The organism is Salinirussus salinus, assembly GCF_009831455.1.
Taxonomy (GTDB): Archaea; Halobacteriota; Halobacteria; order Halobacteriales; family Haloarculaceae; genus Salinirussus; species Salinirussus salinus.
This window is the reverse complement of the sequence record NZ_WOWO01000002.1, coordinates 547,571-561,051: the sequence shown is the minus strand read 5'-3', so window position 1 is coordinate 561,051 and position 13,481 is coordinate 547,571. Positions and strand designations below refer to the sequence as shown.

General features: G+C 60.9%; 23 protein-coding genes. 11 read left to right on the top strand and 12 right to left on the bottom strand.

Translation table 11 applies throughout. The annotated features are described in order from the left end of the window. Window positions 1–152: 152 nt before the first annotated feature. From GN153_RS06005 to GN153_RS17780, 7 genes are read right to left on the bottom strand one after another with little or no spacing between them, the layout of a single operon-like run. Window positions 153–1,250 (bottom strand): tyrosine-type recombinase/integrase, encoded by a 1,098-nt coding sequence (locus GN153_RS06005; protein WP_236544761.1) that lies wholly within the window; start codon window positions 1,248–1,250, stop codon window positions 153–155. Then, complete coding sequence (locus GN153_RS06000) at window positions 1,247–1,477, bottom strand: hypothetical protein (protein WP_159900782.1); 231 nt, start codon at window positions 1,475–1,477, stop codon at window positions 1,247–1,249. The genes GN153_RS06005 and GN153_RS06000 overlap by 4 nt, the downstream gene beginning before the upstream one ends. Further along, window positions 1,474–1,641: a hypothetical protein gene (locus GN153_RS05995; protein ID WP_159900780.1), complete on the bottom strand. Its 168-nt coding sequence runs from the start codon at window positions 1,639–1,641 to the stop codon at window positions 1,474–1,476. Before GN153_RS05995 ends, GN153_RS06000 begins: the two co-directional genes overlap by 4 nt. Beyond that, complete coding sequence (locus GN153_RS05990; protein ID WP_159900778.1) at window positions 1,634–1,870, bottom strand: RNA polymerase subunit sigma-24; 237 nt, start codon at window positions 1,868–1,870, stop codon at window positions 1,634–1,636. Before GN153_RS05990 ends, GN153_RS05995 begins: the two co-directional genes overlap by 8 nt. After that, a complete protein-coding gene (locus tag GN153_RS05985) occupies window positions 1,867–2,184 on the bottom strand; it encodes a hypothetical protein (RefSeq protein WP_159900776.1) in 318 nt (105 codons plus the stop codon). Before GN153_RS05985 ends, GN153_RS05990 begins: the two co-directional genes overlap by 4 nt. Further along, window positions 2,177–2,776, bottom strand: coding sequence for a hypothetical protein (locus tag GN153_RS05980; RefSeq protein ID WP_159900774.1), 600 nt, complete (start codon window positions 2,774–2,776; stop codon window positions 2,177–2,179). Before GN153_RS05980 ends, GN153_RS05985 begins: the two co-directional genes overlap by 8 nt. Then, entirely contained in the window at window positions 2,773–2,895 is a 123-nt protein-coding gene (locus GN153_RS17780; RefSeq protein WP_268893118.1) for a hypothetical protein, read from the bottom strand. Before GN153_RS17780 ends, GN153_RS05980 begins: the two co-directional genes overlap by 4 nt. A 360-nt stretch (window positions 2,896–3,255) precedes the next feature. On the opposite strand from GN153_RS17780, the gene GN153_RS05975 reads away from it, so the two are divergent. Together GN153_RS05975 and GN153_RS05970 are read left to right on the top strand one after the other, a co-directional pair. Beyond that, window positions 3,256–3,576 (top strand): winged helix-turn-helix domain-containing protein, encoded by a 321-nt coding sequence (locus GN153_RS05975; RefSeq protein WP_159900772.1) that lies wholly within the window; start codon window positions 3,256–3,258, stop codon window positions 3,574–3,576. Window positions 3,577–3,602: 26 nt separating this feature from the next. Then, window positions 3,603–3,866, top strand: coding sequence for a hypothetical protein (locus GN153_RS05970; protein ID WP_159900770.1), 264 nt, complete (start codon window positions 3,603–3,605; stop codon window positions 3,864–3,866). Window positions 3,867–3,915: 49 nt separating this feature from the next. Here GN153_RS05970 and GN153_RS05965 read toward each other — a convergent pair whose 3' ends face one another. Both GN153_RS05965 and GN153_RS05960 read right to left on the bottom strand, forming a co-directional pair. Continuing rightward, window positions 3,916–4,557 (bottom strand): hypothetical protein, encoded by a 642-nt coding sequence (locus tag GN153_RS05965; RefSeq protein WP_159900768.1) that lies wholly within the window; start codon window positions 4,555–4,557, stop codon window positions 3,916–3,918. Between the two features lie 3 nt (window positions 4,558–4,560). After that, the gene (locus GN153_RS05960) at window positions 4,561–5,271 is read right to left on the bottom strand and encodes a MarR family transcriptional regulator (RefSeq protein WP_159900766.1); all 711 of its coding nucleotides are present in this window, start codon (window positions 5,269–5,271) and stop codon (window positions 4,561–4,563) included. A gap of 93 nt (window positions 5,272–5,364) precedes the next feature. Here GN153_RS05960 and GN153_RS05955 point away from each other — a divergent pair, with 93 nt between their 5' ends. Then, entirely contained in the window at window positions 5,365–5,853 is a 489-nt protein-coding gene (locus GN153_RS05955) for a hypothetical protein (RefSeq protein ID WP_159900764.1), read from the top strand. Further along, window positions 5,850–6,407, top strand: coding sequence for a hypothetical protein (locus GN153_RS05950; RefSeq protein WP_159900763.1), 558 nt, complete (start codon window positions 5,850–5,852; stop codon window positions 6,405–6,407). The genes GN153_RS05955 and GN153_RS05950 overlap by 4 nt, the downstream gene beginning before the upstream one ends. On the opposite strand, the gene GN153_RS05945 is transcribed toward GN153_RS05950, so the two are convergent. After that, window positions 6,402–7,058 carry a recombinase family protein gene (locus GN153_RS05945; RefSeq protein ID WP_159900762.1) on the bottom strand — a complete coding sequence of 219 codons (657 nt, stop codon included), beginning with the start codon at window positions 7,056–7,058 and terminating at the stop codon, window positions 6,402–6,404. The two genes, GN153_RS05950 and GN153_RS05945, sit on opposite strands and share 6 nt — an antisense overlap. Window positions 7,059–7,390: 332 nt before the next feature. Between GN153_RS05945 and GN153_RS05940 the strand changes: the two genes are divergently transcribed. After that, the gene (locus GN153_RS05940; RefSeq protein ID WP_159900761.1) at window positions 7,391–7,849 is read left to right on the top strand and encodes a type IV pilin; all 459 of its coding nucleotides are present in this window, start codon (window positions 7,391–7,393) and stop codon (window positions 7,847–7,849) included. A 21-nt stretch (window positions 7,850–7,870) separates the two neighbouring features. Here GN153_RS05940 and GN153_RS05935 read toward each other — a convergent pair whose 3' ends face one another. Then, window positions 7,871–8,668, bottom strand: a complete 798-nt coding sequence (locus GN153_RS05935) for a hypothetical protein (RefSeq protein WP_159900760.1) — start codon at window positions 8,666–8,668, stop codon at window positions 7,871–7,873. A gap of 252 nt (window positions 8,669–8,920) precedes the next feature. Between GN153_RS05935 and GN153_RS05930 the strand changes: the two genes are divergently transcribed. Beyond that, window positions 8,921–9,391 carry a type IV pilin gene (locus GN153_RS05930; protein ID WP_159900759.1) on the top strand — a complete coding sequence of 157 codons (471 nt, stop codon included), beginning with the start codon at window positions 8,921–8,923 and terminating at the stop codon, window positions 9,389–9,391. Window positions 9,392–9,549: 158 nt separating this feature from the next. Here GN153_RS05930 and GN153_RS05925 read toward each other — a convergent pair whose 3' ends face one another. Continuing rightward, window positions 9,550–9,792 carry a hypothetical protein gene (locus GN153_RS05925; protein WP_159900758.1) on the bottom strand — a complete coding sequence of 81 codons (243 nt, stop codon included), beginning with the start codon at window positions 9,790–9,792 and terminating at the stop codon, window positions 9,550–9,552. A 138-nt stretch (window positions 9,793–9,930) separates the two neighbouring features. Here GN153_RS05925 and GN153_RS05920 point away from each other — a divergent pair, with 138 nt between their 5' ends. The 5 genes from GN153_RS05920 to GN153_RS05900 are packed head-to-tail and all read left to right on the top strand — an operon-like array spanning window position 9,931 to window position 13,401. Further along, window positions 9,931–10,938, top strand: a complete 1,008-nt coding sequence (locus tag GN153_RS05920; RefSeq protein ID WP_159900757.1) for a hypothetical protein — start codon at window positions 9,931–9,933, stop codon at window positions 10,936–10,938. Next, a complete protein-coding gene (locus GN153_RS05915) occupies window positions 10,935–11,522 on the top strand; it encodes a hypothetical protein (RefSeq protein WP_159900756.1) in 588 nt (195 codons plus the stop codon). Before GN153_RS05920 ends, GN153_RS05915 begins: the two co-directional genes overlap by 4 nt. Further along, the gene (locus tag GN153_RS05910; RefSeq protein WP_159900755.1) at window positions 11,515–12,084 is read left to right on the top strand and encodes a hypothetical protein; all 570 of its coding nucleotides are present in this window, start codon (window positions 11,515–11,517) and stop codon (window positions 12,082–12,084) included. Before GN153_RS05915 ends, GN153_RS05910 begins: the two co-directional genes overlap by 8 nt. Further along, on the top strand, window positions 12,077–12,664 hold the full coding sequence (locus GN153_RS05905; protein WP_159900753.1) for a hypothetical protein: 588 nt from the start codon (window positions 12,077–12,079) through the stop codon (window positions 12,662–12,664). The genes GN153_RS05910 and GN153_RS05905 overlap by 8 nt, the downstream gene beginning before the upstream one ends. Continuing rightward, window positions 12,661–13,401, top strand: a complete 741-nt coding sequence (locus GN153_RS05900) for a hypothetical protein (protein ID WP_159900751.1) — start codon at window positions 12,661–12,663, stop codon at window positions 13,399–13,401. Before GN153_RS05905 ends, GN153_RS05900 begins: the two co-directional genes overlap by 4 nt. Window positions 13,402–13,481 lie beyond the last annotated feature (80 nt).

Below are 13,481 nucleotides of genomic sequence, written 5' to 3'. Positions count from 1 at the left end.
GAAAGGGTCGGTGTACCGAGATGGGGCGGAACCTTCTTGTTACTGCCGTACTCTCTTGAGCCGTTAAGCAGGGAATGGGCTCGGAGGGGCCATAATATCTGCGTGTTGGCGCTTCTCTGTACTGTTTTCGGCATTTTTGGTCTTCTCGGAAATCATGCTGAATCGTCCTCGCTGTGGTCATCTTCCTGGTCGTCTTCGTCGTCCGAATCGTCGACGTCCAGAGCCGTCTCCGCGGCCCGTCTGCGCTCCTCGAACTCCTCGGCGTCGGTGGCCTGGTCGTAGTGCTTCCGGATGACTGACGGCGAAGCGTTGACGCGCTCGCCGACGAGCTCGATGTCCAGACCACGGTTGAGTTGCCAGGTGATGCTCCCCGTTCGGATCCGGTGGGGGGACCGACTCGACGGGCACTTGCTCACGTGGGTCCGCTCGGTCCACTCGCAGGTATCCGGGTGTCGCCCATGGGGGCACTCTGTCCACAGACAGGGCTGGGTCGCTCTGTAACTCCAGGCCCGTAGCGTCGTGAACGACGGGCGACCCTGCCGAGCGCAAAACAGCGGCTCCCGGCCATGCTCGTCCCGCTGATCCCACCGCTCACGATCGATGTAGGTGTCCAGAACGTCACAGACGGCGTCGGAGAGCCCGATCCGCCGCTCACCCTGTCCCTTGTTCTTGAGCGGTGTGCCCGTACTCGGTCGGTGGACCACTTCGACATACTGCTCGTCGGGGTGGTAGTCCGGCAGGTCCATCCCCCGGATGCTTCCGACCCGAGCGCCCGTGTGCCAGGCGAGCTCGAGGAAGGCGTGCATCGGCCGCCCATAGTAGGCGCGGGAATCCCGGAAGAACGAGAGTGCCGCCACAGCATCCTCCGGTGCCAGCCGTTCCTCGCTCTGCTCTTCCGCCCGGTCCAAGTTCGGGACATCGATGCTCTCCGCGAGATCGTCGTCGACGGCGCCGATGCTCGCACAGTATTCGAGCAGCATCTTCACCGTCGACAGCCGGGACTTGATCGTCGTCGGCGCGGCGCCACTCTCGCGCTGGGTCAAATCGTAGGTGTCGATGTGCCAGGGTGTCAGATCCCCGACTCGCTCGATCCCGTTCTTCTCGGCCCACTGTGCGAAGAGCTCCAGCCGGCTCCGGTAGGACCGCAGCGTCCGAGCCGTCGAGTCCGTCTGTCGCTTGGCGAGGTACCTGTCGACGGCCTCCGCGACCGACATCTCCGGCGGGTCCGGCTGGGTGGCGCTCGGGCTCACGACTCACCGACCTCCCCCAGTGTGCCCTGGTCATCGGCCAGCGGCCGGTGGTCGGTGGGCTGTATCTCGCGGTACTCCGCAGCCCATCCCTCCAGTCGGTCCCGGATCGCGTCGACGCGCTGCTCCAAGGTCTCGATGTCCGGCGCGGTGACCTTGCACTTCTGGACGTCGTGGCCGTCGCCGCGCTTGAGTTTGACCGTGTAGCTGTAGGGGTCACCGTCGGTCACGCCACCACCTCCCCGAGTGTCTGCTGTCCAGAGACGAACGGCGAGACGTGTCCCTCCCGCACGAGGTGGGCGCGGACAGCCTCGCGGTGAGCCTGCATCGCGTGCCGGCCGAGCTCGGCCGTGTCCGCGAGTTCCTTCGGGCAGTACGGGCAGGACTCAGACATCCACGCCCTCCTGGTCGTCGAGCTTGTCCCGGGCCCGCCGGAGCAGGTTGCTGATCGTCCCCGGCGAGCGGTTGGTCTCGCGGGCGTACTGCCGGGCTCCCGCCCGGCCGGTGATGACGTGGTGGTAGACCTCGAGCTCGGCCTCCGTGAGTACCGACAGGTCCGGGTCCGGGTTGTCGTCGCCGTCGTCGCGCTCGAAGGCCGTGAGTCGGGCCTGCTCGGCGCTCATGCGACCACCTGTGGCTGCTCGTCCTCTTCCTCGTCGACCCACTGCCGGGCGAGTTCGCGGTACTCCTCGTCCGCCAACCGCACGGGCTTCATCCCGTCGTCGCGGGGCTCGCCGTACCGCTCCGTCTCCAGGTATCGCACCTGGTTCACCCGGCGGGGTGGAAGCTTCACGCTCACCCCGGTCCACTCCCGCACGCGGAGCCAGCCGTCGTCGCAGGTCGAGGCTTTGGCGACGAACACGGCGCCCTGGCCCTTGACGTCGACCAGCGCGGGGTTGTGGTGGCTGTAGAGGTCTTCCGGGTCGGGTTCACGCATCCGTACCACCCCCCTTGTCACCGTAGCGGTTCCGCAGGGTCTCTACCTCGCTCAGGAACTCCTCGGACTCGGAGAGGTTCAGGTCGCTGTACTGGCTGAGCAGCCGCACAACGAGTTCGCGATCACTCTTCGAGCCGATGTCCGAAAGGGTCTGAAACGCCTCCTCGGCTGTCGTCTTGTTGAGTCCGTTGCGGCGGCCGTACAGCAGGGCCACCGTGTCGGTTTGCGTGAGCCCGGTATCGATGGACTCGAACGCCGCGGTCAGCTCGGCGACCTGTTCCTTGACGCGGCCGAGCGTTTCGACGGCCTGGAGAAACTCGTCGTCGGTGACCTCGGGACGCTCGTCGTCCCTGGTGTCTCGTCCCCCGTCGGTCATCACCGTCTGCTTGTCCGACTTCTCGGGGTCGCTGGCCCGGCTGACCGGCGTAACGCCGCAGAGACGGTTGCAGGTCCCGCACTCGGTCCGTCCGGGGTGCTTGTGGCGCTTCTCGCGGCTGCCACAGTCCGGACACCGCTCGATGTAGTAGTCCGGGTCGTGCGGGTCGTGAACGTAGCCGGCCGGGATACGGCTGTCCGCTGGGACGGCGCTCATGCCCGCACCTCCACGACGTGGCTGCTGGCGACCCACGCGCCGCGCTCGTCGAGTTCGCCGAGGCTGTTACCTTCGCCGATGACGAGATGGCCGCTCAGGGCGTAGGCGCTGTAGGTCATGCGCACCGCCCTCCGTGGGACCGCCGCGGGATAGTCCCCGCTGCTGGTGGGCACCGCGGTGGGAACCGCGGTTGATACCGGGATTTATTGACGGGCGATGCGTCTCTGTCGGTACGGGGCAAGCGCCCCGTGCGGGTTTCGGCTGTCATCCTATCACCGGAACCGCCTTTTCGGGCCTGCGCTGCAACGCAGGCCCGGCATCAGTAACCGAGCAGCACTGCCTTTGCCCAGCCTGAGCGGTTCCTGTCCTGTACGACGTAAGCTGTGTACGTAAATGTAACGGTAGTTTGCCTAAGCACAGATTGTTTTTAGGAGTAATAAAGACGATATATAGGTAAGATGGGGTCATTCACGTAATCAATGAGACGTTCGGGCTCGTGGATGACGCTATGGGACGACCGGATCTTGGAGTATGTCCGGGCAAATGAAGGCGCCTCGGTCGGAGAAATCGCCGAGCAGGAGGGTATCCGGATTTCCCGGCCGCATGTTTCTCGCCGCTGCCAGAAACTCGCGGAGCACCTCCTCTTACGGCCGCTGGGCAACGGCGTGTACGTAATCACGGAGCGCGGTGAGGGGTACCTCGACGAGGAGATATCGACCTACGAAAACGAACCTGACGAGATCCCCGACGATGAGATGGCCGACGACGAGAACGGGGTGCAGTCCCCGGGTAGCATCTGAACATGGACAGGCAAAGCGCCTGCTGGATGAAGCGAGAAGATGAGCGGATCCTCGAATACCTTTGCGAGAACGGCCGCGCCCGGCCGGCACTCATCGCCAACGAGACCTTCGAGAAGGTAAGTGCGGCGCACGTCGGCGAGCGCCTGGCCTACCTGCGGCACGCGGGACTGGTCGACACGAGCGGGCTACACAGCTACGAGCTGACCGAGGCGGGCCTGCGGTACCTGGACGGCGACCTCGACGCGGCCCACCAGCCGCGGCCGACGGTGGATCGGGTGCTGCGAGGATGATATGAGACCTGCCCGTTAACCTCTGGGATATCGATTAGCGTGCTGGGGTTTATACGCTGGAATCGATATCTAACTTGAATTCATCCGTTTCAGCATCTGTCTCATCCGGATCCACTAACAAAATAGAAGTTTGGACAACTTTCGAGGCTCTAAGTCCGACCGAGGTAATTCGTTGGATAGCATTTCCGAATCTTCTGAGGTTGAAATCTGACTCATATGGGAACATGAATGTTGTTAATTCAAAACCAGTGAATGGAACCTCGTTTTCCCTCTGGATCTCGACCCTCGTTAAGCCTGCAGACGTCATCATTGTTAGTTCATCTGCCAGCCTTCCAAGTTTCTCTCTATCGGCATCCTTTATTAAAGCCCATGCAGCTGCTCTGGTCTCATCCTCCGATTCTTGGAGTTCTTTGCTCACTTCGTGGTGTTTCAGAATTTGCTCAGCGTCTTCCTCTGACAGCCCATTGGAAATAAATCCGATCACGCCGAAAGGATAACGAACCCCAAAGTACTCCTTTTCTTTCAACCCACTTATATAGAATCTCTGCTCGTCTTCTTCTAACACGATGTGTGTGACTTCTCCATAATCCTCATGTTCCTGCTTGATTTCGTCATGTAGATCCACGTCAAAGTCGTCGGCGTACGATTTTATTTGAGAGAGAGCAGCGTTATACTCAGCTTTGTCTGGCATTAATCAAGCACTCTCCTCTTGACGCGTTCGGGTGATCGGCGTTTCACCGCTGATTGGCTTCCCCTGCACAGTCGCAGTCTGTTCAACTGGTGCTTGATGGGCTGGTGGTTTGTCTTCTTCTATACTAGTTTGCCCGTCTTGGTTAACATCTATCAAGTCACGGGTTGAGTGATCTCTCATTTGCAATGGGTCATTCCCATCCTCCTCTTCATATTGTCCGGACCGCCGGGCTACCTGATTGAGTAGACTCCCACCGGCACTATCGGCTTCCAAGATTGTCGAATAGAGTTCAATGCCAGGATCGTCAAGCTCTGCTGCAACACGTTGCAGGCTTTCTTGCGGGGAGTCAGCGATGGCTTCTTTGAGTGTCTTGTGGGTACCTATATCCGCCTCAGGGTCCGCCGCTTGGTAGAGACTATCAAGTACTCGATCCCCGAAGTTTGTAATTGTATACTGTCCAGTAGACTGGTCCCCTATTTTGTCACCTACCTCTTTCTTTATCAGACCACCTCTTTGTAGGTCATCAAGAGTGTTGTTTACACTCTGTGAGTGCATGTCTAAATGATCGCAGATTTCGTTGAACCGGAGGCTTCCTTCCTCAACCAAGAGCATCATAACAGCGTATCCTGACTGCTCTCTCCCGCCTAGCCCATCGACAGCCAACCTGGCCTTCTTTGGGAATTTCTTCGCGTAATGGGCACGCTGATCGCTCATCGGATCAACTTGTTTTGAGCCGATTGACTAAATTGTGTCGATAGAGACAATGTACAGATTAATGTGGGCTCAGACTAATCGGATAAGAAGTAAATGGGTGCCGGCGAAAGATTCCCCCCGTTCGCTTCTAAGCGGGCTATTTGCATCCAAGTTATCGGCCCCATCTATGGCCAGTGCGGGGCGATTGTTACTGGTGTAAATAAGTACCTGCAATCCCATGGTATCGATACAGAAGAGCCGGGTAAGTTGGATAATTCTGCTGAACCTTCAGATGTCATCGAAGATGTGGATGGCGTAGCATTTTTATTCTTGCACCAGTCCCACTGCGATGATTTTTCTGACCCGCAGGTTCTCAATGAGCCTGTGATAGAAGCACTCCAGTTTTGGGCCCTGGCATACTCTACCCGCTCCGAGAACACAATTTTGCTTTATGAGGATACAAATGAGACCATTGCAGATCATGGATTATATGGAGACCTGATTGAGCAACTTACAGACGCGACTGAGCTCACCGCAGCCGAGAATGAGATAGAAGATATCAAAGAAAAGGTGTTCACGCACTGTTCTAACTTCGAGTTATGATACCTTTGCAAGCAACGAGCTATCTTAATGATGTCATTGTTCCGCTTCTTGTGGGCCTGTTAGGTTTCGCTGGAGGAGTCTTTTCGCGTGTTGGAAAGTATATGTACGAAAAGCGAACTCGTACCAAAAAGCTTCGCGCAGCAATATTGATGGAGGTTCGATCCCCTAGAAGTGCAATCAATGATCTAGAAGAAATGGACCCTGAGAATACAGAAGGTTTTGATCATACAACAATACCTACAAAAGTGTATGATGCGCACATCGAAGACGTAGGTTTACTCTCCGTGCATGAAGTTGAAGAAATTGTAGATTATTATAGTATCGTAGCGGTGGCAAATTCACAGATATCCGACATTTCCGGGTCCGAAACCACATCTGAACTGGAACCCTTCCTCAACGAGACAGTGCCTGGGCTAAAGTCAGCAAGAGATGATGCTGAGAAAATACTAAAAACACATTATAAATTGTTTGGTAAATACCGATATCGATTTGTGAGGTTGTGTGGTTGGCTGCATGATTTGATTGTCCGGATGTTTCCGATTCTAGACTCATAGTCCGTATAGATCGGTTCTATCGACGGCCCGGTTGATCGTCGCTCGTGAAGATCCCAACCGCTGAGCCGCCTTTCGCTTCGAGAGTTCTCCTTTTTGCACCATCTCTATGGTCGCCACAACGTTGTGGTAGTCGTCGGCCTCGACGAGTCGCCCGTCGTCTTTCTCGAATCCCAGCGGCGCGGGGCCGTGGTGGTACTCTGCCTGGTCCATCCGCGCCGCCAGCCCTTCTTTCGTCCGCTGCTGGGCCATGTTCGCCTCCAGTTCCGCGAACACGCCAAGCAGTTGGAACAGCGCGGTCTGGTACGGGTCGTCTTCCTCGGGCCGCAGCGTCAGGCCCTCGCTGATGATGTGCAGCTCGACGCCAGCGCCCTCCAGGCGCTCGGCGGTCCGTTGCAGGTCGGCGATGGACCGGCAGATGCGCGACACGCTCAGCACGACTACAGCGCGCAGCTCGCTGGCCTCGGCGTCGGCCATCATCTCCTGGTACCCCGAGCGGTCCACGTCGGTCCCGGTGCTCTTGTCCTGGTAGCGTCGGATGTCGGCCAGGTCCGCTCCCAGTCGATCGGTGGCGTACTCGGCCGTACGCTCGATCTGCCGGTCGAGGTTCTGGTCGTCGGTACTCACCCGGCAGTAGCAGGCTGTGACACCCATGCCTGCGTACAGGGGGATGTGTGGTATAAAGCTCGGAATTTACGTACAGACTGTACGAGAACGACCGTTCCCGTCCACCCTTCGTGATTGATCGCAGCCCGCCACGAGTGTCGAAGGTCGGCAGCGACGACACCTGATTTTCAATCGCTGTAATCACTACCGTGTGCTTAAGTGGATACTCGGGTAAGGACTTCCTACGCACGCGACGCGGCGGGAAAAGGCGGGCGGCGGAAAGCGCCCACAGCGCACCCTGGCGGTGCAATTGGGCATTCCGGGTATACCGGCATAACCGTTTCGCCCGTTTCCTCGTCGCCGGTGCGAAGACACCAACCATGGAACTCATACAGACACTCCGCGCGACGGTATCGGGCGACGACGACCGGGGGGTTTCGCCGGTCATCGGCGTGATCCTCATGGTCGCCATAACAGTCATTCTGGCAGCGGTCATCGCGACCTTCGTCCTGGGGCTGGGCGAGCAGGTAAGCCAGACATCGCCACAAATTAACGTCGACTGGAACCAGAGTACTGACAATCTTGGAAATACGCCCTCGACATACTCTGTCGGAGCGACCCACGACGGTGGGGCAACTGTCAATGGCGGTAACATCAATATCTCAGCCTCTGATGCGACGAACATTAATCCCAAAGTCGGCGCAGAATCAGAAGTACAGTCAGGGGAACTATTCGCGGTTGCAAACGGCCTGGCAGATGGTGACAACGTTCGCCTCATCTGGGAGTCTGATGACGGCGGCACGACGGCCACGCTGAGCGACTACACTGTCGACGGCTAAATCACCTGACTTCGCGACTTTTTACTGCTTAAGCGGAGGATAGTGATTCAGCCGCGCTGCGCCGACCGGCGTTAGATACAGCGTCTCACTGTCACCGCTGACAGCCTGCTCTTCGACGAGCGACTCAAACAGCCTTCGGAGTGCTCGCCGATAGCCCGCCGTCCGCTCCTCTCGAAACGCTACAGGCTGCTGCGGGCGGTCGTCGCGGGTTGTCCCCCGATTGGTAATGTATGTTTGCGCGAAGGTCAGTCGGACTGGTTCGGGTGCGTCTAGGAGCCACAACGGCAACGATAACTGGTCGTCGGCCTTCGGCCCCTGTGGTGCGCCAAGTGCGACCAGTACCCGCCCCAGAACGCTCGCGTCTGCAGCTGGGATCAGTTCGGTTGCCCGTTCTTCAGTGTCAGCGTGCCTGACCGTGTACCCGACACCTAACTGATCCAGCACGTCTTCAGCGAGCCACCGTGTCCGGCGCTCAACCGCGAACGCCGGAACCCAGCTTTGATTGATACTGCCTCCACTGAACATCCAACTGAGCGCGATAGTTAGCCCGCGCAGCATATTGCCCTCCCACTCAAGATCGAGCCAGCCATGGCTGGCGGCGGTCTGGATGCCCCGCACTGGATCTGGAATCGACCCGTTCATCCACGGCCGGATCCGCGACCGTGGTAGCTCGAGCGCACCCGCGAGCGCCGTACTCCCCTTGTTTGGGTGCCGGCTAGAATACTCCAGATAGTCGTTGTACTCCTCAACTCGCTCCCAGCTATCGTATTCGCCGCCGTAGGTATGAGCCAGCGCTTTTGAGAGGGCCTTGCGGTCCATTGGCTCAGTACATACCCTCCCGCTCGTCATTGGTAGTTCTGACTTGCTCCACGCCCCTGAGCGTACCGGTGGCCCGTCAGCCGTACGTCAGCCACACGTCAGACAAACGCCTGACGCTCTACATATCACCATTGATAACAAGAAATGGCGTTTTCAGAGCCTTTGATAGGTTTTTTCACATTCTGAAACAACCTGTGAAACCGGTAACAAACCCTTGCATTTATGGTATCTTCACCTTACCAACCACCTGCAATGCGCCTGAAAGCACTCCTGGCGGACGACGAAAACGCGGTGTCGCCGGTCATCGGCGTCATCCTCATGGTCGCCATAACAGTGATCTTGGCGGCCGTGATCGCATCCTTCGTGCTCGGGCTCGGCCCGGGCGGAGCTGCACCGACCGTGAACTTCGATAGTGAATTCGACAGCGGTGGCCCCGATTCTGGTGGACTCACTGTGAGTGTGACGGGTGGAGATTCTGTGCCAGTTGACCAATTATCGTTTAGTGGCGATGTGGCAAACGTGTACGGGTCTGGCGGCTCTGCCATCAGCGGCACACAGTGGCCAGCAAATAACGCCACCGGTTCTTCAGAGGGTGAGACTGCCATTTCAGCCGGTGACGAGGTGACGGTCGGTGTCGACACCACGCCGTACGAAGTCAACGTCGTCTGGTCATCGGATGATGGTGGTACGACGCAGACACTGACCACCTTCAACGGCGAATAGGGCTAACCAAACCCTGGTTTTTTAGCGGTAACAAAGCGTTCAGTGACAACTTCTTCAGAAACGCCAGCACCAGCCGCCGCTCTTTGTCTTCCGTGTCAGTGAGTTTGGGCGTCCAGCTCGGTTGTTCCTAATCCTTCGATGTCACGGGACAGTATGATTCATCGCTCGAACAGATCCACGTCGTTGTGGAGGCAAGCAACGAGACAACCCGTCTCCGCGTGAAATCCTCGCTGTACCTCTACTCCCTGAGTCATCCCGTAGTGTTCGGCCAGCTCGACAGGGACAGCGAGATAGGCAGTTCCGCGGCCGTTGATTTGCACTTTGGCGGATCCGTAGGGTGTGAGCGCCCCGTCACCGTGCATCGCCTGGAGGACAGCTCGCTCGGCCTCTGACTGGCTCATACCAGTCCTGTAGACAGTAACCCACAAAAACCTCCGAATGAGAACCTATCGCGGTCGGTTCCGCGGTATATACCAACGCGAGCGTTTACCGAACCGGGTGCCTGGCCGGGCCTGTATGCTTCTGGAGGGTTCCCACCTGTGAGTACCAAAGTAGAGTTCGGCACGCGGGACGCGGCCAACAGCTTCCGCGACGAGCACGAGGAACACCTGTGCCCCGTCGATGACGACCGTCGCCGGAAGACTGTGGCACTCACCTCTGACACGCCGGAGGCAGTCGTCGAGAAGGCCCGCCGTCAGGCCGAGCAGGCCCGTGCCGAACGTACCGAGGGGCCAGGACAGATCGGGCTCTCAGACGCCGAAAAGGACGACCTCGACTTTTCGGAGACCAACATCATGCACGCCCGGAGTGCGAAGGGGATCGCCAGGGGCCAGGGCGTCGACGACTGGCTGGCCTACTACGACCCGACCCTCTCCGTCGACGAGCACCGCGAGGTGTACGCGACGGCCGCGAAGGAAGGCGGCGGCCGCCGCCTGGACGCCGAGGAGTCGGCCACCGAGAAGGCCGGCCGCGCCGCCGCGGCCGCCGAGAGCGAGGAGTGCGACCACGCCGCCGGCCACTGTGCGAACGGTGACCCGGACGCCTGCGAGTTCATCCGCGAGCAGTGCGGCATGGACCCGGACCGGGTACTCGCCCGCCGGGAGCCGGAGCCACCGGAGATCCCCGAGAAGCCCGCTGCCGTCGACGGCGGCGAGGAGATCACCGGGCAGGCCGCGGGCGCGATGAAACGCGCCTGGCAGGGTTACCACGGCGCGATGGCCGCAGTGGATGACGCGCTCGCCGAGCTGCGCGAGGAGTGGGAGAACGCCCAGCAGGCGGGCAACGCGATCAACGAGATCCGCGGCGATCACGGCCAGCCGCCGCTGCACTTCGAGAACCTGGAAGCGGCGCAGGCCGACCTGATGGACCTGCTGCGAAAGATGGCCGCGGACTGTTCCGAGTGCCACGCCTCACACGGTGACCACGACCACGACACCGACAGCGGCGACCTCGAGGACATCCGCGTAGTCGTCACCGACGGGGCGAGCCAAACACCGGTCGGCACGTCCGAGGAGACCGAGGCCGCCGCGGAGACGAGCAACTCATGAGCGACGACGACACCGAACTCATCGACTGCACGGTAGAGGGGTGCGACTACGCGGGGCCACTCACCGGCCTCCGGTCGCACGCGAACGCGAAGTACGACCACGACTGGGAGGAGATCGTCGAGGAATCGGACCACCCGGCACTGGCCGAGCACGAGCCGGGCGAGACGACCAGCGAAAGCGAGGGACAGGACGGCGACGACCAGGGCGAAACGACCAGCCAGGACGACATGCCAACCGACGACGAACTCGAACAGCAACGCGAACGGGTGGGTGCAACGAGCGAAACGACCAGCGAAAGCGAGGGGGGACAGGGCGACGACCGAGGCGAATCTACCAGCCAGACAAGCAGCAAGAATAGCCGCGGGCTGGGTATTCCCATCCCGTTCTCCACGACCACGCTGGTCGCTGGCGTGGCCCTGCTGCTGATGTTGGTGGTTATCGCCTCCTACGCCCGCGGTAGCAGCGCCGAGCCAGCGGAATTCACGAGCGACACGACCCAAGACCAGAGCCAGACGACCAGCCAGGACGACCCGGCTCCGCTGGTCGAGGAGGGCGAGTTTGAGGGAGTGTTCGCCGATGAGTGACGACACGGGCGAACCTACCAACGAGACGAGCAGCGAGACCGAAGGAGGGCAGCCGGCCGACACGAGCGAGACGACCAGCGAGGATGGCAGCCAGCCACCCATGGATACCGACGAGATGGCCGACCTGTCGGCGGTCGCCGAGGAAGTGGCCGAGGAGACGGCCGAGGCAACCAGCGAGGAGAGCAGCGAAAGCGAGGGAAGGCAGCCAGCCGACACGGGCGACGGCGACCAGCCAGATCCGACCGAGACCAGCCAGCCGGAGCTGTCCATCGGCGACATCTACTGCAACGGCCTGGGGCTGATGGCCGCGCTGGGGCGCTCCCGGTACGGCAGCGCCGACGACGACCAGCGGGAGGAACTCGCCGACGAGTACGCGGACATGGCCCGCCAGATCGAACTCGACGCCTACCTGGACCAGTACCTCCAGCAGCGCGGCGCGCTCGACGAACTCGGCCCGGGGCAGGCGGTGGTCATCGGGACGCTGATGTTCGGCGGGATGGTGATGGTCGACGACCCGGAGATGGCTGCCACGGCCGTCGAGGAGGTGCGTGCGGATGCTTAGCGGCGCGAAGGCGAAGATGATGCAGCGAGCGGCCGCACAGATGGACGTCCGGGAGTCGGGGCTGGCCCAGCGACTCACCAACGAGATGGCGCTGTACGAGCACCAGCAGGCCCGGGCGGTCGCGGCGCTCGCCGACGCCGCCGGCTTCGAGGGTGAGGTTCCCGTCCCGGACCCCGACGAACGCCAGCAGCGCCTCCTCGACGCGGCCGAGGCGACCAGCAGCCAGCAGTTCCCTGTGTGGTGGTGGAAAACGGTCGCCCCCGAGCAGATGGACAACCCGGAGATCGCCGCCCAGTCGGCGGGGATCGGACGCCAAGAGTACCACGACCTCATCACCGACTGGTGCCGGCGCTACTACGACCGCGGCGCGGTCGACACACCGCCCGAGGAGATGGACGCGGGCCAACGGGCTCGGATCGTTCAGCAGCACCTTGCGGCTGTCCACGACGTGACCGCCCGGACGTGGGTGGAGGATGTCGTCAACTGGGACGCACAGCGGGCGCTGCGGGGACTGCTGGCCGGTCCCATCCAGTCCAACACGGCAACCATCTGGGCCGTCGCGGACGCGCTCGACGCATGACGCGGCAGATCGTCGCGGCCCAGTCGGGCTGGGGAAAGTCCTACGCAGCCCAGTATCTCACCGTCGACCAGCTCGAGGAGTTCGAGTTCACCATCATCGCGGACTACAAGGACGAATACCGGGGGCTGGCGAAAGCGGGGCTTGCGAAGTGGATGGGGCTCGGCAGTGAGGAACGGAGCATCAGCGCCGACGGCTGGCAGCGACTCATCAAGGACAACCCGCGGCTGGTGGTCGCCCGGGCGGTCGGGCTGGCGGACTGGCGGCGGTGGGTCGCTACCATCTCCCGGGTCGCGCAAGGACTCCCCGGGGACGCGCTGGTCGTCATTGACGAGGCGCATTTCGTCGCCCCGCAGGAGACTGGCTACCCGGAAGCGGTGACGGAGCTCGCGACGACCGGCCGGGGGAATGGCGTGGCCTCGATGTGGATCACCCAGCGTCTCCAGAAGCTGGACGAAACGCCACTTTCGCAGGCAGATTCCCGTCTTCTCGGGGGCTTCGAGAGCGACCGCGACCGGAGTAAGATCGCCGGGTACATCCCCTACGACGTGGGGATCCACGAACCTGGCGGGCAGTCTGATTCACTCCAGCGGTTCAAGGACCCGGAGGGCGGGCTGAAAGGCTCGGAGTGGATCTACAGCACGACCGACGGGGAGAAGCGCCGGGTGGATACCCGCGAATGGGAGATGGATGTGCCTCACTTCGGTGGGGAAGCCCCGAGCCTGTCGGTCCCGGGCTGACGGTCTTGTTCATGTCACCAATCGGCGATAGATCTCAGTGGGCGTGCCAGATACAGGGCGCCTCTTCACCGCGTTGACGA